23 protein-coding genes and 1 pseudogene are annotated in these 25,999 nt (G+C 61.5%); 12 read left to right on the forward strand and 12 right to left on the reverse strand.

The window, feature by feature from the left end; translation table 11 throughout:
- Positions 1 to 7: 7 nt before the first annotated feature.
- Genes ACP7DE_RS22655 through ACP7DE_RS22665 form a run of 3 tightly spaced genes read left to right on the forward strand, consistent with a single transcriptional unit; the run spans position 8 to position 4,021 of the window.
- The gene (locus ACP7DE_RS22655; RefSeq protein WP_426074204.1) at positions 8 to 1,696 is read left to right on the forward strand and encodes a bifunctional metallophosphatase/5'-nucleotidase; all 1,689 of its coding nucleotides are present in this window, start codon (positions 8 to 10) and stop codon (positions 1,694 to 1,696) included.
- A 16-nt stretch (positions 1,697 to 1,712) separates the two neighbouring features.
- On the forward strand, positions 1,713 to 2,942 hold the full coding sequence (locus ACP7DE_RS22660; protein WP_426074205.1) for a phospholipase D-like domain-containing protein: 1,230 nt from the start codon (positions 1,713 to 1,715) through the stop codon (positions 2,940 to 2,942).
- Between the two features lie 8 nt (positions 2,943 to 2,950).
- Positions 2,951 to 4,021 carry a S1/P1 nuclease gene (locus ACP7DE_RS22665; protein ID WP_426074206.1) on the forward strand — a complete coding sequence of 357 codons (1,071 nt, stop codon included), beginning with the start codon at positions 2,951 to 2,953 and terminating at the stop codon, positions 4,019 to 4,021.
- A gap of 36 nt (positions 4,022 to 4,057) precedes the next feature.
- Here the strand turns inward: ACP7DE_RS22665 and ACP7DE_RS22670 are convergent, their stop codons facing one another.
- Positions 4,058 to 4,822 carry a DeoR/GlpR family DNA-binding transcription regulator gene (locus tag ACP7DE_RS22670; RefSeq protein WP_426074207.1) on the reverse strand — a complete coding sequence of 255 codons (765 nt, stop codon included), beginning with the start codon at positions 4,820 to 4,822 and terminating at the stop codon, positions 4,058 to 4,060.
- Positions 4,823 to 4,916: 94 nt separating this feature from the next.
- On the opposite strand from ACP7DE_RS22670, the pseudogene ACP7DE_RS22675 reads away from it, so the two are divergent.
- Positions 4,917 to 5,501: pseudogene (locus ACP7DE_RS22675) on the forward strand (NUDIX domain-containing protein); the annotation flags it as partial.
- 525 nt (positions 5,502 to 6,026) lie between these two features.
- Here ACP7DE_RS22675 and ACP7DE_RS22680 read toward each other — a convergent pair.
- The 4 genes from ACP7DE_RS22680 to ACP7DE_RS22695 all read right to left on the reverse strand — a co-directional run bounded on the left by ACP7DE_RS22680 (position 6,027) and on the right by ACP7DE_RS22695 (position 10,684).
- A complete protein-coding gene (locus ACP7DE_RS22680) occupies positions 6,027 to 6,998 on the reverse strand; it encodes an ABC transporter permease (RefSeq protein ID WP_086145100.1) in 972 nt (323 codons plus the stop codon).
- Between the two features lie 3 nt (positions 6,999 to 7,001).
- Positions 7,002 to 8,081 carry an ABC transporter permease gene (locus ACP7DE_RS22685; RefSeq protein WP_426074208.1) on the reverse strand — a complete coding sequence of 360 codons (1,080 nt, stop codon included), beginning with the start codon at positions 8,079 to 8,081 and terminating at the stop codon, positions 7,002 to 7,004.
- Positions 8,078 to 9,607 (reverse strand): ABC transporter ATP-binding protein, encoded by a 1,530-nt coding sequence (locus ACP7DE_RS22690; RefSeq protein WP_426074209.1) that lies wholly within the window; start codon positions 9,605 to 9,607, stop codon positions 8,078 to 8,080. The genes ACP7DE_RS22685 and ACP7DE_RS22690 overlap by 4 nt, the downstream gene beginning before the upstream one ends.
- 81 nt (positions 9,608 to 9,688) lie before the next feature.
- A complete protein-coding gene (locus tag ACP7DE_RS22695; protein ID WP_426074210.1) occupies positions 9,689 to 10,684 on the reverse strand; it encodes a BMP family lipoprotein in 996 nt (331 codons plus the stop codon).
- A 91-nt stretch (positions 10,685 to 10,775) separates the two neighbouring features.
- On the opposite strand from ACP7DE_RS22695, the gene ACP7DE_RS22700 reads away from it, so the two are divergent.
- On the forward strand, positions 10,776 to 11,012 hold the full coding sequence (locus ACP7DE_RS22700) for a hypothetical protein (protein WP_426074211.1): 237 nt from the start codon (positions 10,776 to 10,778) through the stop codon (positions 11,010 to 11,012).
- A 78-nt stretch (positions 11,013 to 11,090) separates the two neighbouring features.
- Here the strand turns inward: ACP7DE_RS22700 and ACP7DE_RS22705 are convergent, their stop codons facing one another.
- From ACP7DE_RS22705 to ACP7DE_RS22715, 3 genes are all read right to left on the reverse strand, one after another.
- Positions 11,091 to 11,993, reverse strand: a complete 903-nt coding sequence (locus ACP7DE_RS22705) for a LysR family transcriptional regulator (RefSeq protein WP_426074212.1) — start codon at positions 11,991 to 11,993, stop codon at positions 11,091 to 11,093.
- 84 nt (positions 11,994 to 12,077) lie between these two features.
- Positions 12,078 to 13,007, reverse strand: a complete 930-nt coding sequence (locus ACP7DE_RS22710) for a pseudouridine-5'-phosphate glycosidase (protein WP_426074213.1) — start codon at positions 13,005 to 13,007, stop codon at positions 12,078 to 12,080.
- A 3-nt stretch (positions 13,008 to 13,010) separates the two neighbouring features.
- A complete protein-coding gene (locus ACP7DE_RS22715; RefSeq protein WP_426074214.1) occupies positions 13,011 to 14,168 on the reverse strand; it encodes a carbohydrate kinase in 1,158 nt (385 codons plus the stop codon).
- A 390-nt stretch (positions 14,169 to 14,558) separates the two neighbouring features.
- Here ACP7DE_RS22715 and xapA point away from each other — a divergent pair, with 390 nt between their 5' ends.
- The 7 genes from xapA (at position 14,559) to ACP7DE_RS22750 (ending at position 23,141) form a co-directional block, all read left to right on the forward strand.
- The gene (xapA, locus tag ACP7DE_RS22720; protein ID WP_426074215.1) at positions 14,559 to 15,398 is read left to right on the forward strand and encodes a xanthosine phosphorylase; all 840 of its coding nucleotides are present in this window, start codon (positions 14,559 to 14,561) and stop codon (positions 15,396 to 15,398) included.
- Between the two features lie 117 nt (positions 15,399 to 15,515).
- Positions 15,516 to 16,709, forward strand: a complete 1,194-nt coding sequence (locus ACP7DE_RS22725) for a phosphopentomutase (protein ID WP_305063257.1) — start codon at positions 15,516 to 15,518, stop codon at positions 16,707 to 16,709.
- Entirely contained in the window at positions 16,706 to 17,665 is a 960-nt protein-coding gene (gene deoC, locus ACP7DE_RS22730; protein ID WP_034785577.1) for a deoxyribose-phosphate aldolase, read from the forward strand. Before ACP7DE_RS22725 ends, deoC begins: the two co-directional genes overlap by 4 nt.
- Before the next feature lie 12 nt (positions 17,666 to 17,677).
- On the forward strand, positions 17,678 to 20,059 hold the full coding sequence (locus ACP7DE_RS22735; protein WP_426074216.1) for an aldehyde dehydrogenase family protein: 2,382 nt from the start codon (positions 17,678 to 17,680) through the stop codon (positions 20,057 to 20,059).
- A 75-nt stretch (positions 20,060 to 20,134) separates the two neighbouring features.
- Positions 20,135 to 21,457, forward strand: coding sequence for a thymidine phosphorylase (deoA, locus tag ACP7DE_RS22740; RefSeq protein WP_426074217.1), 1,323 nt, complete (start codon positions 20,135 to 20,137; stop codon positions 21,455 to 21,457).
- A gap of 54 nt (positions 21,458 to 21,511) precedes the next feature.
- Complete coding sequence (locus ACP7DE_RS22745) at positions 21,512 to 21,919, forward strand: cytidine deaminase (RefSeq protein ID WP_116743284.1); 408 nt, start codon at positions 21,512 to 21,514, stop codon at positions 21,917 to 21,919.
- Positions 21,920 to 21,923: 4 nt separating this feature from the next.
- Positions 21,924 to 23,141 (forward strand): nucleoside deaminase, encoded by a 1,218-nt coding sequence (locus ACP7DE_RS22750; RefSeq protein ID WP_426074332.1) that lies wholly within the window; start codon positions 21,924 to 21,926, stop codon positions 23,139 to 23,141.
- On the opposite strand, the gene ACP7DE_RS22755 is transcribed toward ACP7DE_RS22750, so the two are convergent.
- The 4 genes from ACP7DE_RS22755 to ACP7DE_RS22770 all read right to left on the reverse strand — a co-directional run bounded on the left by ACP7DE_RS22755 (position 23,138) and on the right by ACP7DE_RS22770 (position 25,785).
- The gene (locus ACP7DE_RS22755; RefSeq protein WP_426074218.1) at positions 23,138 to 24,301 is read right to left on the reverse strand and encodes a dipeptidase; all 1,164 of its coding nucleotides are present in this window, start codon (positions 24,299 to 24,301) and stop codon (positions 23,138 to 23,140) included. The genes ACP7DE_RS22750 and ACP7DE_RS22755 overlap by 4 nt on opposite strands.
- An 11-nt stretch (positions 24,302 to 24,312) precedes the next feature.
- Complete coding sequence (locus ACP7DE_RS22760; RefSeq protein ID WP_426074219.1) at positions 24,313 to 24,735, reverse strand: VOC family protein; 423 nt, start codon at positions 24,733 to 24,735, stop codon at positions 24,313 to 24,315.
- A gap of 160 nt (positions 24,736 to 24,895) precedes the next feature.
- Positions 24,896 to 25,165 (reverse strand): hypothetical protein, encoded by a 270-nt coding sequence (locus ACP7DE_RS22765; RefSeq protein WP_426074220.1) that lies wholly within the window; start codon positions 25,163 to 25,165, stop codon positions 24,896 to 24,898.
- A gap of 137 nt (positions 25,166 to 25,302) precedes the next feature.
- Positions 25,303 to 25,785, reverse strand: coding sequence for a hypothetical protein (locus tag ACP7DE_RS22770; RefSeq protein ID WP_426074221.1), 483 nt, complete (start codon positions 25,783 to 25,785; stop codon positions 25,303 to 25,305).
- Positions 25,786 to 25,999: the final 214 nt, after the last annotated feature.

Raw genomic sequence — 25,999 nt, forward strand, 5'->3', positions numbered from 1 at the left:
GGGGACCATGAAACATCATCTGACACCACTCGCCGCGGCGGCGGCACTGACCTTGCTGCTGACCGGTTGCGCCACCCATCCCGTGGCGCCCGTCGATATCAATCTGGTCGCCCTGAACGACTTCCACGGCAACCTCGACCGCAGCAAATTCACCTACACGAGTACCGCCGATGCCGAGCGCAGGACGGTGCAGGCCGGCGGCATCGATACCTTGTCTGGCGCCCTGACGGCGTGGCGGCGCGAAGATGCGCAGCTGATCTTTGTCGGCAATGGCGACCTGGTCGGTGCCAGCCCCGCCATGTCGGCGATGTGGGCGGACGAGCCCAGCATCGTGGCCATGAACATGCTGGGCATGAAGGCCAGTTCGGTCGGCAACCATGAATTTGACCAGGGCAAGGCGGAATTGCTGCGCCAGCAGCGCGGCGGCTGCGACTCAGCGCGCGCGGACAAGGCGTGCAAGTTCACGCCGGACTTCAAGGGCGCCAGCTACACCTATCTGGCGGCCAATGTCATCGACACGCAAACGGGCAAGTCCCTGCTGCCCGCTTACCGGATCGAAGAGGCACATGGCGTCAAGGTGGGCCTGATCGGCGCCGTGCTGAAAGATACGCCGTCCGTGGTGACGGCCGCCGGCATTGCCGGCCTGCAGTTCGGCGATGAGGCGGACGCCATCAACGCCACCTTGCCGCAGTTGCGCGCGCAAGGCGTGGGCGTGTTCGTCGTGCTGCTGCACCAGGGCGGCGAGACGAAGGAAGCCGTCGATCAGGCCGATTGCAGCCATTTGAAGGGCGAAGTGGTCGACGTGGTGAAACGCCTCGACCCGGCCATTCAGCTGGTCATCAGCGGCCATTCGCATCAGGGCTATCTGTGCCGTGTCGATGGCCGGCTGGTGACGCAGGCACAGATGGGCGGACACATGTTGACGCGCATCAAGCTCAAGGTCGATCCCGTCAAGAATGCGGTCGTCGATGCCAGCGCGCAAAACGTCGTCATGCTGCCAGGCATGTATGAGCCGGACCCGGCCGTGGCAGCCTACCTGGAATCGGTCAAGCAACGCAGTGCGGCGGAATTGTCGCGCCCCGTGGCTATCATCGCCGTGCCGAACGTGGGCCGCAGCACCAAGGGTGGCGGTGCTTCCGCGCTGGGCGACTTGGTGGCTGACAGCACCCTGTTCGGCGCGCGCGCTGCCGGTGCGCAAATCGCCCTGATGAATAATGGCGGCATCCGCAAGGACTTGGAAGCGGGCGCCGACCTGATGACGAACGTGGGCCAGAACCAGGCAGTTGTACCGTTCGGCAATACCCTTATCGTCGTGAGTCTTTCTGGCGCGCAAATCCGTACCTTGCTCGAACAGCAATGGCCGGGCGAAGAGGCAGGCGAGGGCAATCTGCTGCAAGTGTCGGAAGGCTTCAGCTACCGCTGGGACAGCACGCAGCCGCAGGGCCAGCGCGTGCTGCCGGGCAGCATCATGCTGAATGGCGTGGCCATTGATGACGGCCAACAATACCGTGTCGCCGCCAACAGTTTCCTGGCCGGAGGCGGCGACCGCTTCACCGTGCTGGCGGCGGGCACGCGCCGCCTGGACACGGGCGTGCGCGACATCGACGCTTTCAGCAATTACCTGATCGACCGTGCGCGCGCCGGCAAGCCCGCTGGCAGCGCCACGGCGGCCGGGCGCATCGTGCGCATCAAATAATTTACAAGGAAAAACCATGCGTCGTTTATTTGTTTCCGTTCTTCTCTCCAGCCTGTTCGCGGGCACCGCCCACGCGGATTTCACGATTCCCGGCTTTGAGCTGGTGCACACCTCGCCCGTGGAAACGAGCTTGACCAATCCCGACCTGCGCGAACCCGTTGCCGTGTGGAGCGAGCTGTTCGATTCGGCCAAGAAAGAAATCGTCATTGCCCAGTTCTATGCTGTCAGCAAGCCGGGCACGGCTTTTGACAAGGTGTTGGCCAGTTTGACGGCGGCCGGCCAGCGTGGCGTGAAAATTCGCTTCCTGTTGGACCAGAAGGGCGTGGGCTTGTCGGAAGCGGCGACCATCGCCCAGATCAAGGCCATTCCCAACCTGGACTTGCGCCTCATCGATTTCAATAAAATCACGGGCAACGGTATCGTGCACGCGAAATACCTGGCCGTCGATGGCAAGGTGGCGTACATCGGCAGCCAGAATTTTGACTGGCGCTCGTTCGAGCACATCCATGAAACGGGCTTGAAGATCACGGAAGCGACGATGGTGGGCCAGGTGCACGCCATCTTCGAGCAGGATTGGCAAGCTCAGGCGCTGACGTCGCAAGGCGGCCGTGCCACGGTGCTCAACAGCAAGGTGGTGCCGGCCAACTACGCGCAAAACGCGTTTTTGCTGGCCAGCCCGAATGCGTATAACCCGGCCGGCGTGGGCGATTCGGAAACGGGTTTGCCCGCTTTGCTGGCGGAAGCGAAAAGCGAAGTACGCATCCAGCTGCTCGATTACGCGCCGCTGTCGTATGGCCCGAACCGCACGCGTCCGTACTACGCCGTGATTGACAACGCCGTGCGCGCAGCCGCCCAGCGTGGCGTCAAGATCAAGCTGATGGTGTCAAGCTGGAACACGGAAGCGCCCGCCATCGCCTACCTGAAAAGCCTGGCCCTGGTGCCGAACGTGGAAATCCGCATCGTGACGATTCCTGCCGCTTCGACGGGTTTCATTCCATTTGCGCGCGTGATCCACAGCAAGACCATGAGCATTGACGGCAAGCTGGCCTGGGTCGGCACGAGCAATTGGGCGGGCGGCTATTTCGATTTGTCGCGCAACCTGGAAGTGGTGCTGCGCAACGACGCCATGGCACAGCGTATTGCCGCGCTGCATGAGCAGACGTGGAGCTCGGTCTATGCGCAGCCCATCGACATCAACAAGCAGTATCCGAAGCCGGCCAAGGCCGCGCCGCAAGGCAAGGAGTAATGCTGAACATGAAAAAATTACTCTGCGTGCTGGCGCTGGGCGCCACTTTTGCTACCGGTAATGTGCTGGCCTGGGGCAATGACGGCCACCGCGCCGTGGGCGCCATCGCCGATCAATTGCTCAAGGGTAGCGCGGCACAGGCTCAGGTAGCCAAGTTGCTGTTGCCTGGCGAAAACCTGGAAAAGATCGCCAACTGGCCCGATTGCGTGAAGGGCACGTATTGCGGTCCGCAAACGCCGGAAATGCTGACCTTTGTCGCGGCAAACCCCAAGCATGGCGAATACCATTACACGAATGTGCCGTTCCAGAACGCGCACTACCATGATCATGGCGTGGGCACGGCCGATGACGATATCGTGCAGACGCTTAAGCAGGCGATCCTGGTATTGCAAGGCAAGGCTGATGCGGCCAGTAATCCGCATGGCTTCAGCCAGCGCGAAGCCCTGATCCTGATCACGCACCTGGTGGGCGATATCCACCAGCCTTTGCATGTGGGCAATGCGTTTCTCGGCAAGGATGGCCAGTTTTTCGTGCCCGCGACGCAGGCGCAGATTGACGACGTCGCCATTTTCAACGCACGCGGCGGCAACGACCTGCTGCTCGACGATGCGAAGATGACGGCACTGTCGGACGCCGTGATTCCCGCGCCGCTACCGGCGGAAGAGGGCGCGCTCAAGCCCGCCAGCGCGTATCCGAAGTCGCCCACCAAGCCCCTGCATTCCTACTGGGATACGACCGTGGTCGATTACGCCATGCGCCGCCTGAGCACGCGTACGCCTCAGCAGTTCGCCCGCACCGTGATCGCCAGCGCGCCTGTGGTGAGCGCCAATAGCGGCGACCCTTCCACCTGGCCGTATCAGTGGGCCGATGCCTCGCTGGCGGCTTCAAAGATTGCTTTTACGGACGTGGTGCCCGGCCCGGCCACCCAGCAGACCAGCCGCAAGGGCGAGGTGTATAACGTCTGGGCCTTGACGGTGCCGGACAATTATCCCGTGCCCAGTTCGGCGCTGGCGAAGCAGCAGCTGATCGAGGGCGGCTATCACCTGGCCGCCGTGTTGCAGGCGATTTGGCCACAGTAAAAGTGTCATTTGAAAGCGGCCTGTGGGCCGCTTTTTTCATGCCAGGGTAACGGTAATTCCCATCTCGCGGTAGGGGGCCAGTAACGCATCGTCGACGTCGCGGTGCACGATGATGTCGTTGACCTGGCTCAAGGGTACGATTTGGAACGGCGAAGCCGTATTGAATTTTTCCGGCGAGGCTAGCACGACGGTGCGGTTTGACGCCTCGCTCAGCGCGCGCTTCACGCATGCTTCTTCGTAATCGCCCGTGGTGATGCCCGCTTGCGGATGCAGGCTGGACACGCCCATGAAATACAGGTCGGCGCGGATGCGGGCTATGGCTTCCACGGTGGCCGCGCCGACGCCCACGATGGAGTGCTTGTACAGGCGTCCGCCCAGCATCAGCACCTCGATGCCAGGGTGATTCACCAGTTCGACGGAAATCGACGGACTATGCGTGACGATGGTGGCGCGCAATTCGCGCGGCAACTGGCGCGCCAGTTGCACGGCGGTCGTGCCGCCATCGAGGAACACCACTTGTCCCGTTTGTATCATGGCGGCCGCCGCGCGGCCGATGGCGGGTTTGGCTTCGGGTGATATCTGCTCGCGCCCCGCAAACGGGGCCAGCGCGGGCGAGCGCGGCAGCAAGGGCAGGGCGCCACCGTGTACGCGTTCCAATAACCCTTCTTTTGCCAGCTCGCGCAGGTCGCGTCGTATCGTGTCTTCCGACAAGCCCAAGGCATCACTGACGGCCTTGGCGACGATTTGCCCTTCGCGCTGGAGCAAGTCCAGCAAGTACTGTTTGCGTTGATGTGTCAGCATGGGTTTCTTGAGTTATCCTATATTTTCTTGATATTGCACGAGTTTGCATGATAAAGTCGAGAAAGGCAAGCACACGCAAGCACACGGAGACACTATGCGCGAAGAAAATATTGAACAGCAACGGGTACGCATCCAGCACGTGCAGACCCTGTCGCACGACTGGTATTTATTGCAAAAGACCACGTTCGATTACTTGCGCCACGATGGCCGGTGGCAGACGCAGACGCGGGAAACCTATGACCGCGGCGATGGGGCCACCATCCTGCTCTACAACAAAGTCAAACGCACGGTGATCCTGATCCGCCAGTTCCGCTTTCCCACTTACCGCGAGGGCCACGATGGTTTCCTCATCGAAACAGCGGCCGGCTTGCTGGAAGAGGCTAGTGCGGAGCAGCGCATCCGCGCCGAAGTGGAAGAGGAAACCGGTTACCGGGTGGGGCAGGTGCAAAAGATATTCCAGGCTTTCATGAGCCCCGGTTCCGTGACGGAGCGCCTGCATTTCTTTGTTGCCGAATACGACCCCGCCAGCCGCATCGGCAACGGCGGCGGCCTGGCGCATGAAGGCGAGGATATTGAAGTGCTCGAGCTGCCTATGGCGCAAGCGCTGCAGATGGTGGCCGATGGCCGCATCTGCGATGGCAAGACCATCATGTTGCTGCAGCATGCGCAATTGCACTTGATGCCGCCAGCGCAAGCGATGCGGCGGGGCCTGCAGATTCTGGTTGCCGGCCCCTACCGTTCCGGCACGGGCGACGATCCCGCCCTGATGGCGGCGAATGTGGCGGCCATGCAAGCCGTCTGCCTGCCGCTGTATGCCAAGGGACACATGCCCGTGCTCGGTGAATGGCTGGCTCTGCCTATGCTGGCGCTGGCCGGTTCAATCCGGGTGGGCGATGCCGTGTATGAGGAACTGTTCCACGCGCATGCGACGCGTTTGCTCAGCCATTGCGATGCCGTGCTGCGCCTAGTCGGCGCGTCCCAGGGCGCCGACCAGATGGTCGATGTGGCGCGCGGCCTGGGCTTACCCGTATTTTTCTCGCTGGACGAGATTTCGCAGGCGTAAAAAAAGCGAAGCCCACGGGCTTCGCTTTTTGTCATTTTAGGGAGCGCCTGAAAAATTCCCAGGGCTAGGCGTCTTGCCGAAGGCAGTACGAATGTACGACGAGGCAATGCAACGACGCCATGGGTATTTTCTCAGGTGCTCCTAACGCGATTTCACGAATGGGATACCGATAGCCTTTGGCGCGATGGATTTCGCCATCAAGCCCGCCAGCACGATCACCGTGACCACGTACGGCACCATCTGGATCAGCGAGCCGGGGATGCGGCCCACGACAGGCAAGTCCACGCCTTCGATCTGGATCTGGATGGCGGCGAAGAAGCCGAACATCAGACAGCCGAGGAAAGTGTAGACGGGACGCCAGTTGCCGAACACCATGGCCGTCAGGGCCAGGTAGCCGGCGCCGGCCGACATGTCGCGCAGGAAGAAGCCGCTTTGCACGATGGCCAGGTAGGCGCCCGAGAACGAGCACAGGATGCCGGCCACCAGCATGGCCAGGTAGCGCGTCGCTTCCACGCTGACGCCGGCCGAGTCCGCCGCATGCGGGTTTTCGCCGCAGGCGCGCAGGCGCAGGCCGAAACGCGTGTGGTACAGCAGCCAGTGCACGAGCGGAATCAGCAGGAAGGCCACGTAGACGAGGATGGAATGGCCGCCGATCAGATGGGCATACACCCAGCCGATGAAGGGAATGTGCTCCACGTACTGTGTCCCCGGCAAGACCACGTCGAACAGCCGCGCCGAACCGAGGTCGGGCGTGCGGCCGCCTTGCTGGAAGAAAAATTGCGCCAGAACAAACGTCAGGCCGCTCATGGCGATATTGATGGCCATGCCGGCCACCAGCTGATTGCCCTTTTGCGTGATGCTGACATACGCCTGCAGCAGGGCCAGGGCGACGCAGACCAGCATGCCGGCCGCCATGCCGTAGTACGGGTTTTGCGTCGTGTAGGCCACGGCGGCGGAAGCGAAGGCGCTGGCCAGGATCTTGCCTTCCAGGCCGATGTCGATCATGCCGCTGCGTTCGGCAAACAGGCCGGCCATGGCGGCAAATATCAGGACGGGCGCATTGCGCACGGTCGATACCAGGATGCTGGCGAAATGAAAGTCGTCGAGTGTCATGGTTTAGCCTTTGGTGCGCTTGAGCAGGGCGGAAATGGCCGGAGCATAAAAGTTTTCCATCGCGCCGCAGAACAGGATGATCAAGCCCTGGATGAAAATGAAGGTTTCCGTTGGGATATTCGGTTTTTCCAGCGACAGGTCGAAGCCGCCCTGGATCAGCGCGCCGAACAGCACGGCCGACAGGAAGATGCCGACCGGATGCTGGCGGCCCATCAGCGCGATGGCGATGCCGATGAAGCCGGCGCCACCTACGAAGTTGAGCGACAAATAGTGCGTCGAACCCATGATGGAATTGACGGCACCGAGGCCCGCCAGCGCGCCGGAAATGAGCATGACGATGATGATCATCTTACTGATCGATACGCCCGCATAGTGGGCCGCATGCTTGTTCAGACCCGTGGCGCGCAGCTTGAAGCCCCAAGACGAGCGCCAGACCATCACGCCATAGATCACCAGCGCTGCAATTGCCAGCAGGAAACTGATGTTCAGCGGCGTATCGCCCAAGGATGGGAACCAGGTGGAGAGGCGCGGCATTTCGCCGCTTTCCGCAAACACGCGGCTGGCCGTGTTTTGCTCACCCTTCGGTATGATGTATCTCACGATCACGGAATTCATCAACGAAGACGCAATATAGTTGAACATGATGGTGGTGACCACGATGTGGCTGCCACGCTTGGCTTGCAGATAGCCGGGAAAAAAGCCCCACAATGCGCCGAACACGGCCGCACTGATCATGGCCACTGGAATCAAGGCCCATGCAGATAGGGATTGATCGAAAGCCAGCATGGCGCAAGTGATACCCAGGCCACCGATATACATCTGGCCTTCGGAACCGATATTGAACAGGCCGGCCTGCATCGCCACGGAAACCGACAGGCCCGTGAAAATGAAGGTGCTGGCGTAGAACAGGGTGTAGCTCAGGCCTTCCGGATTGAGGATGGCGCTGTTGACGAGGATACCCAGCGATTCGGCCGGGTCTTCGCCCAGCATATAAATCACCAGGGCTGCGACCAGCAAGGCCGACAGCAGGTTTAACATGGGCATGACAAAGGCTGTCGCCCAGCGTGGCAAGTCGTTATTCATGATTTATGCATTCCCCCCATCAACAGACCGATGCGGGTGGTATCGAATTCTTCAATTTTCAGTTCGCCGGTGATGCGTCCGCCGCACATGACGAGAATGCGGTCGGCCAGCGCCCGCACTTCCTCCAGTTCGACGGACACCAGCAGGATCGCCACGCCTGCGTCGCGCAGGGCCAGCAATTGCGTATGGATGCTTTCGATGGTGCCGATGTCGACGCCGCGCGTGGGTTGCCCCACCAGCATCAGTTTCGGCTTGGCCAGCACTTCGCGCGCGATCACCACCTTTTGTTGGTTACCGCCCGACAACAAGCCGATGCGCAAGTCCGGGTTGGCCGGGCGTACGTCGAAAGTCTTCAGCAGTTCCGCGCAGCGGGCGCCGATAGCCTTGAAGTTGAACAAGCCCCAGCGGTTTTTCAGGTGATCCTGGTAACCGAGGATGGTGTTTTGCATGACGGAGAAATTCTTCACCACGCCATCGCGCAAGCGGTCTTCCGGAATATGGGCGATGCCCAGTTCGCGGAAGGCCAGCGGCAAGCCGTCGGCGTCAGTGCGCTTGGCAAATGGCAAGTCCTTGTCCAGGAAGCGCAGCTTGCCCGAAGTGGGCAAACGCATGCCCGACAAAATTTCCAGCAGTTCGCTCTGGCCATTGCCGGAAACGCCCGCGATGGCGACGATTTCGCCGGCACGCAAGTTGAAACCGATGTCGGCCAGCAATTTGACCTGTTGCGCGTCGGCCAGTTGCAGACCATCGACTTCCAGCACCGTGGCGCCCGGGTTGTAGGGCGCACGCGGCAGATGGCTCTGAATGGGGCGGCCGACCATCATATTGGCCAGTTCCTCTTTCGAGGTGGTCGCCGTGGCAACGGCGCCCACCACCGTGCCGCCGCGCATGACGGTGACGTTGTCGGTGATTTCCAGGATCTCTTGCAGCTTGTGCGTGATCAGGATGATGGTCTTGCCTTGCTCCTTGAACAGACGCAGGATTTCAAACAGCGAGGCCGTTTCTTGCGCCGTCAGCACGGCCGTCGGCTCGTCGAGGATCAGGATATTGGCGCTGCGGTAAATCTGCTTGAGAATTTCCACCCGCTGCTGCGCACCGACGGAGAGGTCTTCGATTTTCGCCAGCGGGTCGACGTCGAGGCGGTAGCGCGTGCAAATGTCGCGCAATTTGGCTTCCGCTTCGGTGCGATGGCTGGCCAGACGAAAACCGCCTTCCGTGCCCAGCATGATATTGTCGAGGACGGTGAAGTTCTCGACCAGCATGAAATGCTGGTGCACCATGCCGATGCCGAGATTGATCGCTTCCTGGCTGTTGCGGATAGGCTGTACTTTTCCGTCGAGCAAGATTTCTCCGCCGTCGGCACGGTAATACCCGTACAGGATGCTCATCAAGGTCGATTTGCCGGCGCCGTTTTCCCCCACCAGGCCGTGGATACTGCCCTTGGCGATGGAGAAGCTGACGTCGGCGTTCGCCTTCACATGTCCAAACTGCTTGGAAATGCTGCGAAATTCTACTGCTGGCTGCATAGGTTCATAACTGGATAGTTTCATGGAAACGCGCCGCGCGGGGACAGGCCCCGGCGGCGCGCTAGAAGATACGGAGAAAAATTAAACCGGGCAGCTGCTGCCGACGCGGTAATCGATCACTTTGATCTTGCCATCGATAATGTCCTTACGCGCACCCAACACGCGCTTTTCGATTTCTGGCGTAATCAGCTTGCGGTTGTTGGCGTCGAGCGCCCAATCCACGCCGCCTTCTTTCAATCCTTTGTAGCTGACGCCGCCCTTCCAGGTGCCGTTCTTGACTTGCATGAAGCTGTCATACACGGTGTTGTCGACGCGCTTGACCATCGAAGTCAGGATGCTGCCTGGATACAAACCATTCTGGTTCGAATCGACGCCGATCGCCAGCTTGCCTTTTTCCTTGGCCATTTGCAGGGTGCCCATGCCGCTGCCGCCAGCGACGGCGAAGACGACATCGACGCCGCGCTCGAATTGCGAGCGGGCCAGTTCGCCACCCTTGGCCGGATCATTCCAGGCGCCGGAGGTGGTGCCAACCATGTTTTGCGTGATTTCCGTCTTCGCGTTCACGGCCTTGACGCCTTGCGCGTAGCCACAGGCGAAGTTGCGGATCAGGGGAATATCGATGCCGCCGATAAAGCCGACTTTCTTGCTCTTGCTGGCCATGGCCGCAGCCACGCCCACCAGGTAGGAGCCTTCTTCTTCCTTGAAGACGACGGAATTGACGTTGCTGCCGGCAGCCTGGCCGTCGATCAGCACGAATTTCACATTCGGAAATTCCTTGGCGACCTTTTGCACGGCTTGCGTTTGCGCAAAGCCGATGGCGGCAATCATGTCGAGTTTCTTGCGGGCCAGGCCACGCATGACTTGTTCAGCCTGCGTATCGCTTGAGGCCTGCACTTCGATGAAGGAAATGCCTGTGTCTTTTTTGAAGCGTGATGCGCCTTCGAAAGCGGATTGGTTGAACGACTTGTCGAACTTGCCGCCCGCGTCATACACGACACCCAGTTTTGGGGTAGCCGCGGACGCTTGAGCAGTTAAAAATACGGCTGCGATCGTCAAACTAAATTGTGTAAGTTTCATGAGTGGCTCCTGGAAGATCGATATTGTATATTTTTTATAGGTGAAACATATAATTTGGGGCCGATTTAGCCTGTTTTTGATGCACGAGGTGATGATTCCTTATCAACATTGCACTGTATTGCACAAGATCATTGCTGGCCTTGTCTGCTTTAATGTCGTCAATGTGATGCTCATGCAACAGTCGCGCCCCGTCTCTTTTATAGGTACAACATCGAATGTGGCTGCCGGAGCGGGCTGGGATGCGCCGTCAATTGACGGGCAGGGCAAGCACGGAACCGGCGCCGCGATGGGCGTCCGGATCACTATGCATCATGCCAGATATGTATGACAAATACGTTTTTGTTTAGCTATTTATATGAAAGTCATATAAATTGGCCGCGTCAGACCGGGCCGCGTCAGCCTGGCGTCAGGTTGACGGGGGATTGATGATATTCAGGAAGGCCCGCACGACAGGGGCGTCGTCCAGTGTGGTGTAGCTGATGTACAGATTGGCCGATGGGGGATTGGTCTTGATCGGCAGGAAGACGACGCCGGGCCAGCCGATGCGGCTCGTGGTTTCCGGCACCAGGGTCACGCCCAGGCCCGCGCCCACCATGGCCAGCAAGGTTTGCGGCTCGCTCGCTTCCTGGAAAATCACGGGCTCGAAACCGGCATTGATGCAGCATTGCACCAGGTAGCGGGGAAAGGCCGACTTGTCGAGGTTCAAGGTGAGCATGGGCTCGTGAGCGATGTCGATCAGCTCGATGGCCGTGTTTTTTGCCAGCGGATGGTGTTCATTGACGGCCACGCAGACGTTTTCGCGGAAGCACAATTCCTGGCGTAAATTATCGTGACGCAAGTCGTCGTCGTTAAGCTTCGGTTCGCGCCAGAAACCCACGTCGATCTGCTTGGCGCGCAAGGCTTCGTATTGCACCGTGGGACCGAATTCATGGATGGTCCAGGTGACGCGGGGAAATTTGGTCTGGAATTCTTCCAGCAGGCTGGGGATGGGACCCCACATGGCCGAGCCGACGATGCCCACGCGTAAGCGGCCCACTTCGCCGCGGTCGATCTGACGGATGGTGTCGATGGTCATGCGCATCTTGGCCAGCAGATCGGCTGCCTCGTTCATCAGCGCCTTGCCCGCCACGGTCAGCTCGAAGGTGCGCGTGGTGCGCGCAAACAGGCGCACGCCCAATTCGCTTTCCAGTTTCATGATCTGCTGGCTCAGGGGCGGCTGCGAGATATGCAGGCGCTCGGCGGCGCGGCTGAAGCTTTTCTCCTCGGCGACGGCAAGAAAATACTTTAACTGTTTCAGATCGATGGACATGCTTTCCTTGGCGTTGCGTCTTGCTAGGCGATGGAACTGTGTGTGCACCGCTGGCAGTGCGCACACTTCTATACAGCAGTCTTATTATCGTGCCACGAGCGCCTGCATGGCAATGGCCAGCGCGGTGCCGACCTGGGCATTGTGCTTGACCAGGGCGATATTCGTCGCCAGGCTGCGCCCGTCCGTCAACTGCTTGATGCGCGACAACAGGAATGGCGTGACTTGCTTGCCCTTCACGCCGCCCGCGTCCGCTTCTTGCAGCGCTTGCGTGGTGATCGCGTCGATTTCTTCCTTCGGCATGGCTTGCGCGGCCGGCACCGGGTTGCTGACGATCACACCGCCTGTCAAGCCCAGCTGCCACTTGGTGTCGATGAAGGCGGCCTGCTCGGCGGCGGTATCGAGGCGGAAATCGGCCTTGAAGCCGCTTTCGCGCGTAAAGAAAGCGGGAAAACCTTCCTGGCCCACGCTGATGACGGGCACGCCATGCGTTTCCAGGTATTCCAGGGTCAGGCCGATGTCGAGGATGGATTTGACGCCCGCGCAGACGACGGCCACCGAGGTTTGCGCCAGTTCCTGCAAGTCGGCGGAAATGTCGAAGCTGGTTTCCGCGCCGCGGTGCACGCCGCCGATGCCGCCCGTAACGAACACGGCGATGCCGGCCAGCTGCGCGCAAATCATGGTGGCGGCCACGGTGGTGGCGCCCAATTTACCCTGCGACAAGACGAACGGCAGGTCGCGGCGGCTGACCTTCATGGCGTCGGGCGAGGTGCCCAGCAGTTCCAGCTGCTCTGGCGACAAGCCCACACAAATCTTGCCGCCGATGATGGCGATGGTGGCCGGCACGGCGCCGCCGTCACGGATGATCTTTTCCACTTCGCGCGCCATTTCCACGTTTTGCGGATACGGCATGCCGTGCGAAATGATGGTCGATTCCAGCGCCACGATGGCCTTGCCGGCGGCGCGCGCGTCGAGTACTTCTTGCGAGAACGAGAGGAAGCTATTCAATTGTGTCATGGTTCAGTCCTGTTGAAAGAGGCTAGGGGGAGGCGGCGCCAGATCGGCGTCGTCGATGTCGTCGAGCGCGCCGGCCGAAATCAGGGGCGAGACGGTGGCGTCGGATTCCAGGGTCATGGCGGCCAGCTTCAGACCGCGCCGGCACGCCAGTTTCAAATCGCTGCTGTCGTGGTACAGCGACCAGCAGACGGCGGCGGAAAAAGCGTCGCCAGCGCCCGTCACGTCGACGGCGTCCACTTCGCGCGCGGCCAGGTGGACAATAGGCGCGTCCGGGCCGTCGCCATCCGTAAAGTACACGCCTTCGCCGCCGCAGGTGACGATCACCTGGCGCGCGCCCTGGCGCTGCACTTCGCGGCAGGCGGCGCGCACCTCAAACGCCGTCGGCAAGGCGCGTGCCACGCGCGTTTCCAGTTCGCCCCGGTTAAGGATCAGCAGGTGTAAGCCCGTCAGGTCTTGCGGCAGGTGCGCCATCTTCGGCTGCGAGACGGCGACGATGACGAGCGGCGTTGCGTGGGCCGCGTCCTGGCGCGCGTCGGCCAGCAGTGTTTGTACGCTGTCGTGGCCCAGGTTCAGGTCGCAGACGGTGAGGGCGGCGGCGGCGCGCTGCGGCTGGCGGCTATGCAAAAAGGTTGGGGTCAGCTGTTCGTAGAGTTGCATGTTGGCCATCGCCAGCAGCATTTCGCCATGTTCGTCGAGCACGGCCGTGTAAGTGCCGCTGCTGGTGTTACTCAGATGTAAGCTGCCGCGCATATCGATACCCGCGTCTTCCGCATGCGTCTGCAGGGCGTGGCCGGCAGCGTCGTCGCCCAGCGCCGTCAGCAGGGCGACCGGGATCGACAGGCGGGCCAGGTTTTCCGCGATGTTGCGGCCTACGCCGCCAAACACTTCTTCCGAGCGCACGGGATTCGAGGTGCCCATCTGCAGGGTCGCCAGAGTGCGCATCTTGCGGTCGAGGTTGGCGGCACCGATGCACAGCACGGGGCGGCTGTCGGGCAGCACGTAAGCGCGTCCCAGCAGGCGCCGCTCGCGTATGAGTCCAGCGATGTGGCCGGCGACGGCCGAGCGCGACAAGCCCAGCTCGCTCGCCAGGTCTTGCTGCGAGATGAAGGGGTTGTTGCGGATCAGCGTGTACAGCTGGTCTTTTTTATTGGTATCGGTCACAAGGTGTTCACTGAAGGTTTAAACATTTGTCTGAAACTTTAAACATTTGTCTAGGCGGTGTCAAGTTCGTGTCAAGCTCGTCTCAAGTTCGCGTCAAGCGTGCGCCAAAAGTGGTCGTATGGAGCTTGTATGCATGCATTTCCCGGGCATGGCGAACCTGGGCTTGTCTCGACTATAATATCGGCCATTTATATTTGAATTATATAAATGGGCAAGAAAAATGGTATTTGCCATACATATTCCGTTTGATGCATAGTGGCGGCAAATAGAGGCAATACGCATTTCGATATACCTGTAACACCATACATACCCGATACCTGGGCCGCAGTCCCTCAGCGGGGACGGCTGCGCAGGCAGCAACCATCATCATTAGTCAAACAGAGGATAACCATGTCGAACAACGCCCCTTTCCACGCCGCCGAAATCATCCGTGCCCGCGCCCCAGAAAATTTCAAGCCGCGCGTGGCGATGATCCTCGGCTCCGGCCTGGGTGTATTGGCCGAGCAGATGACGGACGCCGTCAGCATCAGCTTTGACGAATTGCCGGGTTTCCCGATCAGCACCGTGCACGGCCATGCCGGCGAACTGGTGGTCGGCAACCTGTCGGGCGTCGCCGTCGTCTGCATGAAGGGCCGTGGCCACTTCTATGAAGGCTATGGCATGGGCGTGATGACGAGCGCCATCCGCACCCTGAAACTGCTGGGCTGCGAAATGCTGTTCGTCACCAACGCCGCCGGTTCCCTGCGCCCTGAAGTGGACGCCGGCAGCCTGGTGGCCATCAGCGACCATATCAACCTGCTGCCAGGCACGCCGATGGTCGGCCCGAACGACGACCGCTTCGGTCCGCGCTTCTTCAGCATGGCCAACGCCTATGACGCCGAACTGCGCCAGCAAGTCAAGGACACGGCGGCCGCCAGCGGCATCACCCTGCACGAAGGCGTGTTCGTCGCCTACCCTGGCCCGAACTTCGAAACGGCTGCGGAAATCCGCATGATGGCCCGCCTGGGCGCCGACACGGTTGGCATGTCCGTGGTGCCGGAAGTGGTCTCGGCCCGTCATTGCGACCTGAAAGTGGTGGGCGTGTCCGTCATCACCAACCTGGCCGAAGGCATGTCGCCATTCGCCCTGTCGCACGAACAAACCCTGAAATACGCGGCCATCGGCGCGAAAGACCTGGTCAAGCTGATCCTGGCTTTCCTGGCCAAGGTTGCTGAAAAACCGCAAGCTTAAGCACTTTTTTACGCAGTAGCGGCGCGCCGGCCACCGGCGCTGCCGCGCGGCAGGCCGGGGAAATCCGGCCTACACTATCCGCATCATCCCGCATCATTCCATAAAGCGAGCCTTATCATGTCACGCGCATTTATCCTCCTGCTTGATTCCTTCGGCCTTGGCGCGACGCCAGACGCCGCCAAGTATGGCGACGCAGGTGCCAATACCTTTGGCCACATTGCCAGCACTGTCGCCAAAAGCGGCAAGACCTTGAAACTCCCGAACATGGAACGCCTGGGACTGGGCGCCGCGGCGCACCTGGCCAGCGGCGAATGGGCCACGGGCTTCGACCAGCGCGACGGTTTCACCGGCGCCTACGGCGCGGCGCGCGAGCGCTCCACCGGCAAGGATACACAGAGCGGCCATTGGGAAATCGCCGGCGTGCCCGTGGAATTCGACTGGGGATATTTTCCCCGCACCACGCCGTCGTTCCCCGCCGACTTGACCGACAAACTGAAAGCCATGTCGGGCGTGCCCGGCTTCCTCGGCGACTGCCATGCCTCGGGCACGGACATCATCAACAAGCATGGCGATGAACACGTCGCCACCGGCAAGCTGATTATTTATACGTCGGGCGACTCGGTGATGCAGATCGCCGCGCACGAAGAATCGTTCGGCCTCGAGCGCCTGTACCAGGTGTGCGAAATGGCCTTCAAGCTGGTCGAACCGTACAACATCGGTCGCGTCATCGCACGCCCGTTCACCGGCAGCAATGGCAACTACACGCGCACCAGCAATCGCCACGACTATGCCGTCGCGCCGCCAAGCAAGACCCTGCTCGATCACGTCAAGGATGCGGGCGGCGAAGTCGTCGGCCTGGGCAAGATCAGCGACATTTTCGCTACCCAAGGCATCTCGCGCGTCGTCAAGGGCGTCGACAACATGGCGCTGTTCGAAGCGCTGTTGAAGACGGCCGATGAAGTGCAGGACAAGTCGCTCACCTTCGTCAATTTCGTCGATTTCGACCAGGCCTTCGGCCACCGCCGCAACGTCGAGGGCTATGCCGACGCACTGCGCGAAATGGATGCGCGCCTGCCGGAATTCATGGCCAAGCTCAAGGAAGGCGACCTGGTCGTGATCACCGCCGACCATGGCTGCGACCCGACCTGGCACGGCTCCGACCACACCCGCGAACACATTCCGATGATCTTCTTCGGTCCCGGCGTCGCCCCGCGCGCACTGGGTATTTCCGAGACGTTCTCCGATATTGGCCAAACCCTCGCCAAGCACCTTGGCGTACCACCACTTGCTAATGGAACCAGCTTGTTATGACACTCATGCACCCCGAATTCAAGCGTAACGAGGCCGTAGGCCTCGACCTGGGCTGGATCAACCAGATCCGCGTCAACCGCGCCGCGACAGACCGCCGCGCGGCCAGCCTGGCGAACCGCCGTACGGTGAAAAAGGAATACCAGGCCGCCTGGCTGGTGAAAGCCATCCAGATGATCGACCTCACCACCCTGGGCGGCGACGATACGCCGGGCCGCGTGGAACGTCTGTGCATGAAGGCCATGCGCCCCTTGCGCGCCGACCTGATGGATGCCCTGGGCTTGACGCAATTGAGCACCGGCGCCGTGTGCGTGTACCACGAGATGATCCAGCCGGCCGTGAAAGTCATTCAGGGCCGCCTGCCCATCGCCGCCGTGTCGACGGGTTTCCCGGCCGGCCTGACGAGCATGGAAACGAAGCTGCGCGAGATCGAACTGTCGGTCGCCGCCGGCGCTTCCGAGATCGATATCGTCATCACGCGCCAGCATGTCCTGAACGGCAACTGGCAAGTGCTGTACGACGAAATGCTGGCTTACCGCAAGGCCTGCGGCGAAGCGCACGTGAAGGCGATTCTGGCCACGGGCGATTTGCTGACCATGGAAAACGTGGCCAAGGCTTCGTGGGTTTGCATGATGGCAGGCGCCGATTTCATCAAAACCTCCACCGGCAAGGAAGGCGTGAACGCCACCATTCCCGTGGCCCTGACGATGGTGCGCACGATCCGCGAATACCACGAGCAGACGGGCTTCCAGGTGGGCTTCAAGCCTGCCGGCGGCGTCAGCTCGGCCAAGAGCGCGCTGCAATACCTGACCCTGATGAAGGAAGAACTGGGCAACGAATGGCTGCAGCCGCACCTGTTCCGCATCGGCGCTTCCAGCCTGCTGACCGACATCGAGCGCCAGCTCGAGCACTACGTCACCGGCAGCTACTCGGCCAATCATCGTCACGCACAACCTTAAAGAACATTCGTCATGCCTACAATTAACGAGATTCTCACTACTATGGACTACGGCCCTGCTCCCGAAAGTCAAAAAGAAGCACAGGCGTGGCTCGACGGCCACCAGCGCACATTCGGCCTGTTCATCGACAATGTCTGGAGCGAGCCGGCCGAGCTGTTCGCTTCGACCAATCCGGCCGACGGCAGTGCCCTGGCCGAGCTGACGCAAGCGAGCGACCTTGACGTGGAACGCGCCGTGGAAGCGGCGCGCCGCGCGCTGCCCGTTTGGCAAGGCATGGGTGGCCATGGCCGCGCCAAGGTCATGTACGCGCTGGCACGCTTGCTGCAGAAGCATTCGCGTCTGTTCGCCGTACTGGAAACCCTGGACAACGGCAAGACCATCCGCGAAACGCGCGATATCGATCTGCCGCTGGCCGCGCGCCATTTTTATCATCACGCCGGCTGGGCGCAGCTGCAATCGGAAGAATTCGCCGACTACCGCGCCGTGGGTGTGGTGGGCCAGATCGTGCCGTGGAATTTCCCCCTGCTGATGCTGTCGTGGAAAATCGCCCCGGCCCTGGCGGCCGGTAACACGGTGGTCTTCAAGCCGGCTGAATTCACGTCGCTGACCGCCATGCTGTTCGCCGAGTTGTGCCTGCAAGCTGGCGTGCCGGCCGGCGTGGTCAATATCGTCACCGGCGACGGCCGCGTGGGTTCGGCCATCGTCAACCATCCTGGCGTCGACAAGATCGCGTTTACGGGCTCCACGGAAGTGGGCCGTTTGATTCGTGTAGCGACGGCCGGCAGCGGCAAGAAGCTGTCGCTGGAGCTGGGCGGCAAGTCGCCATTCATCGTCTTTGAAGACGCGGACCTGGATGGCGCCGTGGAAGGCTTGGTCGATTCGATCTGGTTCAACCAGGGACAAGTGTGCTGCTCCGGTTCGCGCCTGCTGGTGCAGGAATCGATCCAGGAACGCTTCCTGAACAAGGTGCGCGCGCGTATGGAAAACCTGCGCCTCGGTTCGCCCCTGGACAAATCGATGGACGTGGGCGCGCTGGTCGATCCGGTGCAGCGCCAGCGCATCGCCGCGCTGGTCGATACCGCCCGCGCCGAAGGCTGCGACGTGTGGCAACCGGCGTGTGAATTGCCTGCCGATGGTTCGTGGTTCCCGCCCACCCTAATCACGGGCGCGTCCACGTCGGCCGCCGTGGCACAGGCTGAAATCTTCGGTCCCGTACTGGTGGCGATGAGCTTCCGCACGCCGCCTGAAGCGGTGCAACTGGCGAACAACACGGTGTACGGCCTGGCCGCCAGCGTGTGGACCGAGTCGATCAGCCTGGCCCTCGATATCGCTCCCGCCATCAAGGCTGGCGTGGTGTGGATCAACAGCGCCAATCAGTTCGACGCCGCTTGCGGCTTCGGCGGCTATCGCGAATCGGGCTTCGGCCGCGAAGGCGGCCGCGAAGGCATGCTGGAATACATGACGGCCCTGGCCGAAGATGCGCGCCCGGCCTTGCCGGTGGTGCAGGCCAAGGCCAAAGGGAATGCGAAACCGGCGGTAGCCGACCCCATCGCCATCGACCGCACGGCCAAGATGTACATCGGCGGCAAGCAGGCGCGCCCTGACAGCGCCTACAGCGCGCCCGTATTCGGCGCGAACGGCGCCCTGCTGGCCGAAGTGGGCGTGGGTAGTCGCAAGGATATCCGCAACGCTGTCGAAGCGGCGCATAAAGCGTCTGGCTGGAGCAGCGCGACGGCGCACAACCGCGCGCAAGTGCTGTACTACATCGCCGAAAACCTGGCGGCGCGCGCCGATGAATTTGCCGCCCGCATTGCCGCCATGACGGGCAGTAAAAATCCTGAGAAGGAAGTGCAGGCATCGATCGAACGCCTGTTCTATTACGCGGCCTGGGCCGACAAGTACGATGGCCTGGCGCACCAGCCGCCCACCAAGGGCATCACCGTGGCGCTGAACGAAGCGGTTGGCGTGATCGGCATCGTTTGCCCGAATGAAGCGCCTTTGCTGGGCTTCATCTCGCTGGTGGCGCCGGCCATCGCGCTGGGCAACCGCGTGGTGGTGGTGCCATCGGAAGCGCATCCGCTCTCCGCGCTGGACCTGTACCAGGTTTTCGATACGTCCGACTTGCCTGGCGGCGTCGTCAACATCATCAGCGGCAACGCCGATGAACTGGCGCGCACCCTGGCCACGCACGCCGATATCGACGCCGTCTGGCGCCACGACGGTTCCGCCGAAGGCTGCGCGGAAGTCGAGCGCTTGTCGGCTGCTACCCTGAAGCGCACCTGGGTCGGCGGCGCCAAAGGCCGCGACTGGTATAGCGCCGCCCAAAGCGGCGGCCGTGCCGTGCTGGCGCATGCGTCGCAAGTGAAAAACGTGTGGATTCCTTACGGCGTCTAATCGATAAGTAGTGCTGGCAAAGCTGGGGTCAGAGCTGTCGGCTCTGACCCCAAATCTCATGATCGGAGTTATTCGATGTTGTTAACCCAGGAAATTATTCGCAAGAAGCGCGACAAGGGCGTGTTGAGCGCCGAGGAAATCCAGTTTTTCGTGCGTGGCATCACTGACGGCAGCGTCAGCGAAGGCCAGATCGCGGCGCTGGGAATGGCCGTCTTTTTCAACGACATGAACATGGACGAGCGCGTGGCGTTCACCCTGGCCATGCGCGATTCCGGCCACGTGCTCGATTGGCGTTCGCTGAACCTGCCCGGCCCTGTCGTCGACAAGCATTCGACGGGCGGCGTGGGCGACGTCGTTTCCCTGCTGCTGGGCCCTATGGTCGCCGCGTGCGGCGGTTACGTGCCGATGATCTCGGGCCGCGGCCTGGGCCACACGGGCGGCACGCTGGACAAGTTCGATGCCATTCCCGGCTACTGCACCGTGCCGGACAATGAACTGTTCCGCAAGGTGGTGCAGGATATCGGCGTGGCCATCATTGGCCAGACGGCGCAGCTGGCGCCGGCCGACAAGCGTTTTTACAGCATCCGCGACGTCACCGCCACGGTGGAATCGGTGGCCATGATCACCGGCTCCATCCTGTCGAAGAAACTGTCGGCCGGCCTGGACGCGCTGGTGATGGATGTCAAAGTGGGCACGGGCGCCTTCATGCCGACCTATGACAAGTCGGTGGAACTGGCCGAGAGCATTGTCGCCGTCGGCAATGGCGCGGGCATGCAGACGTCGGCCATCCTGACGGACATGAACGAATCGCTGGCGCCATATGCTGGCAATGCGCTGGAAGTGCGTGGCGCCATGGATTACCTGACGGGCCGTTCGCGTCCCGTGCGCCTGCATGAAGTCACCCTGGCGCTGTGCGCCGAGATGCTGGTGCTGGGCGGCCTGGCTGCGACTGAAGAAGAAGCGCGCGTGAAATTGATGGCTGCCCTCGATTCGGGCGAAGCGGCCGAGCGCTTCTCGCGCATGGTCTCCGCGCTGGGCGGCCCGGCGGACTTGATCGAGGATCCGGACAAGCACCTGGAGCAGGCGCCGTTCGTCGTGCCGGCACCAGCGCTGTCGTCCGGTTACGCGAATGTGCGCGATTGCCGCGCCATCGGCCTGGCCGTGGTGGCCTTGGGTGGTGGCCGCCGTCGCCCGACGGACAGTATCGATTTCGCTGTCGGCCTGACGGATCTGGTGGGCCTGGGCGAGCCAGTGGCTGTCGGCCAGCCGCTGGCCATGGTGCATGCGCGTACGCCAGCGGCAGCGCAGCAAGCCGTCAAGGAAATCCAGGATGCGTATGCCATCAGCGCAGTGGCGCTGACGCCCAATCCTGTCATTTACCGTACCATTCGTCCGTAAATACTTTTAGCCCCATAGCAAGATCTGGGGTGACCTCAACACATAGATATAAAAATGAATAACCAAGAACTGATCGCCGAAGCCAATGCTGGCCGTGAACTGGCCTACGCGCCGTATTCGCGTTTCAAGGTGGGCGCAGCCCTGCTGTGCAAGGATGGCCGCGTCTTCCGTGGCTGTAACGTGGAAAACGCCGCGTATGGCCTGTGCAACTGCGCCGAGCGCACGGCGTTTTTCAGCGCCATCGCGCATGGCTGCAAGCCGGGCGATTTCGCCAAGCTGGCCGTCACGGGCGATACGGCGGAACCGATCTCGCCATGCGGCGCCTGCCGCCAGGTGATCTTCGAGATGGGCGGCGCCGACCTGCCGGTGATCCTGACGAACCTGAAAAACGATGTCATGGAAGTGACGGCGGGCTGGCTGCTGCCGCACGGCTTCGGCAATTCCGACCTGGATATGCAGTAACAGGATCCGCTTGAACAAGACGATCGACATCCAGGCCGCCGTGGCGATTGCCGCGGCCGAAGCCATGGCCGCCAAGACGCAGGGTACCTTCGGCGTGGGTGGCGTGCTGCTCGATGGCGCCGGCAATGTGCTGCAATCGATGCACAACAATGTCGTGCGCCAGGGCCTGGTGTTCGACCCCACCGCGCATGGCGAGCGCCAACTGGTGGACTGGTATTTTGCCGAACGGGCCAAGGGCACGCCCTTGCCGCCGCCGGGTGAGCTGACCATCGTCACCTCGCTCGACCCGTGCTGCATGTGCACGGGTGCCATTCTGGCGGCCGGTTTCAACGTAGTGGTAGCCGCGCCCGACGTCAAGGCGGGCATCAATTACGATGGCGCTGCCACGTTCACGGCCTTGCCGGCGCCGCTGCAGGCCCAGGCCGGCCGCAGCTTTTGCTATCCGGCCGTGCGCGGTGCCACCGAGTATGCGCGCCTGCCGTCCGGTGCCGCGCCCAGATCTTTTTTCATCGGCAAGAGCATCCATGAGGCGACGCAGGCACTGTGCTCGCTCGTGTTCGAAGCGACATCGGCGCAGGTGATGCAGCTGCTGAACGCCTGCGACGACGTGCATCTGCGCGATCCGGCCACCTTGCCGTCCGAGCATGCCGTGGTGCGCGCTTTGCGCCGCCGCTATCCCGACGCTTTGACTTACCGCTGCGAGCCACATGCGCCCGATGCTGGCCTGGCGCCATTCCTGCAGGCGGCCATGGAGCAGGATGTGCGCGATGGCGGCCAGGGCGACGCGGCCGCCTTGCTCGATTCCTTTGGCAACCTGTTGTTGTGCATGCCGGGAAAATTGGCGCAGTCGGCCATCCGTACGCCATTTATGGAATGCACGCGCCAGTATGCGCAATTGCGTTATGAATTGATGGTGAATGCGGAGCCGGCGCGGCAGGAGGAGATCAAAAGTTACCTGGGTCACCCCAAGTATGGCACTTTCGTGCTGGCCATCGGCCCGGACGACAGCGCCGCCAGTTTCATGACTCTGGGCGCCTACGGCTCCACCATGGAAGGGGCGCTGCCGGAGAATAATCCGGCACAATTCCAATACGTGCACCCGGCCATGGCGGAAGACGCGCTGCTGGCGCTGTGCGACGCCATGCCGCCCCTGTACCGCAAGCTGATACGCATCCGGCCACGCCAGGTGGCTCACCAGGCTTTGATCAGCGCCTTGGGCTAGGCGTCGTCGTCGGGCAGGTTCTTGAGTAAGAAGTCGCGCACGTTTTCGCCCGCCACGCGGCGGATTTGCGCTTCCGACAAGCCCGCATCGAGCAGCGCCTGCGTCAGGCGCGGCAAGCCGCTTGCATCGATGGCGGTGGTAACGGCGCCGTCGAAGTCCGAACCATAGGCCACATGTTCCGCGCCGATCAGCTTTACCGTGTACTTGATGGCGCGCGCGATGGATGCCACATCCTTGCCGCAGACAGCCGTATTCCAGAAACCGATGCCCACCAGGCCACCCTGGGCGGCGATGCGTTTCAATTGTGCGTCGCTCAGGTTGCGTCCATTGGCGCAGGTGCCGCGCACGCCCGTGTGCGACACCATCACGGGGCGTTTCGTCAAAGTTAACACGTCGTCGATGGTGGCAGGCGAGGCGTGTGCCAGGTCGACGATCATCTTGCGCTGCTCCATGGCGCGCAGCCATTGCCGGCCCAGTGGCGTCAGGCCGCCTTTTTTCAAACCATGCTGGGAGCCGGACAGTTCCGTATCGAAGAAATGCGTTGGAGCGGCCATGCGGAAGCCCGCCCGGTACAAGATATCGAGGTTGTCCAGCTTGCCTTCGAGTGCATGTGCGCCTTCCAGTGTTAGCCAGCCGGCCAGCAGGGCGGGATCCTTTTCGCGCGCGGCGATGAAACCGCGCAGCTGGGCGCGGCTGCCGATCACGCGGACCTTGCCATGGCTCTTGGCCGCTTGCTGGCGCAGCTCGTCGGCCTGGTAGGTGGCGCGTGCCAGCAGGCTGTTCCAGGTGGCGGGCGGCAAGCCTTGCGCCATCACCAGTGTCGTGATGTTGTCCGTGTCGCTGCCATTGCGCTCGATATTCATCTTGCGCGGCGTCTTGGTGACGACGGAAAACGCTTGCAGCGCCACGTTGGCCCGCTGCAGGCGGGGGAAGTCGACATGGCCGCGCTGGCTGTCGCGGTTCAGATTGCGTTGCCATAGCAAGCTGTCGGCGTGCAGGTCGGCGATCCACAGGCTCTGGTGCAGGGCCACAGTGGCTGTCGATGGTACCTTGCCAGACGGCGCGTGGACACGGTTGAGGTGCTCGTCGACGAGGACGGGAGCGGACAGGAAGCCGCCGACCAGCGCAAGGCTGGCGGCGGTGAGGGTGCTGATAATCATTGTTCTCCGTCTTACCATGGGTCGTAGGTGCCCAGGCTCCAGATGTGGCCTTCCGGGTCGCGGCAGGTAAAGCCCCGTCCGCCGTAGTCTTCATCCTTGATGTCGAGCACGATCTCGGCGCCGGCCTCGCGCGCGCTGCGGTAGACGGCGTCTGCGTCGCTGACGACCAGGTAGCAGTTCTGCGTGTTGGCGCCGCCGATGTCGCCAGGCAGCTTCATCAGGCGGCCATAGTCGCTGTCGAGGGCCGGTGCCACCATGACCATGCCATTGCCAAAGCTCAGTTGCGCATGGGCAACGCCACCGTTGCCGTCAGGCACGATCAATTGTTTTTCAAAACCGAGTGCGGTGCACAGCCATTCGATGGCGGCGGGGGCATCGCGGTAGCGCAGGCAGGGAATGGTCGTAGCTGCTGTGGCTTTTGCTGTCGTGGTCATCAGAAAACTCCTATGGCAGAGGGGGAGTAGCTTTGATTGTCTATCCTGCGTAGCGTTCCGTCTCAAACCCATCCATCGAGATGGGGTTGATGCCCGTCAATGCTACGCGCATCTATAGTGCCATAGAACAATCATTGCACTCTTGCCACGACGCAAATTTTTATTGCGTTGACTGAGGAGAGTTCGCCGCCTTCGTTTCCGTGCCCGTGTCGTCGCTGTTGCTTGACCATCTCAGCAGCATGACGAGGGCAAACAGCATGATGGCCAGTGGCAAGATGGTGATCAAGAACGCCAGTCCCAGGCAGCACCCCAGCAGCATGGGCCAGGACATGGCGCGCAGGGCGGCCATGCCCTGGCGCGCGTAAGCGCACAGTTCGCTCCAGAAAGCGCTGAAGGAAGTGCTGCCCGGTGCCGAATTGATGTCTTTCATGCCGTTCTCCTGTGGTTGCCGCTGCCGTATGCAGGCTGGCGATGAGTCCACTATAGGTAAAACCTTGCCGCCGAACATCGCGTATGCGACGAATGGCAGGAATGGCGGAGCGAACGGTGAAAGGCTGGGACAAACGGTTATTCAAAGACCTTGAGTTTCAGCTGGACGCTGAGGGCGCCATACAAACGGTCCTTGTAGGAAGGCACGATGGCGATATTCACGCCTACGCGCTGGTATTCATAGCTGATGGTGGGGACCAGGGCCGGGAACCAGCCGCCATCGCGCATCTTTGGATAGCCGCTGAAGCCGCCAACGACGGCGCCGATGCGCAGCGGGCCTACTTTGATGGGCTGGTAGTACACGCCCAGGTAGTTCGAGTAGGCGCGATCGCTATTGTAGAAGCGCCCGGCCGTGACCGACGCGACGGTAGAAAAGCGGTATTCGGCGCCCAGGCCCGGATTGCTGTCGTTCAGGTTCTTGTCGCGCTGAAAGTGGTACGAATAAAAGCCTGCGTTGAGCCAGGTTTCGCTGAGCGGCTGATTGTCGATCATGTTAAAAACATCGGCGTGTGCGCCGCAGGCATATGCCAGCATCAGTGCGCCTAGGAACAATCGTTTCATGCGTGCTTTATCCTTATGATTTCGTACTATGTGGGCTGGCCTCGTCCGGCGCTGCCGCGATCGTATCACCAAGTTGGCTATGCTTCTAAGCAATATTGAAAGTGCAGAACAGACGGCTGTTTGCTCGTCTGTTTTAAGCGTAATCCGGCTGGCTTGGGCGTTCTTCGGGCAGCGACAGGAGAATAATTCTCATTGTGCAACTATGTTTGTATTA

This window comes from Janthinobacterium sp. DSP2-3-3 (assembly GCF_049897325.1).
Lineage (GTDB): Bacteria > Pseudomonadota > Gammaproteobacteria > Burkholderiales > Burkholderiaceae_D > Janthinobacterium.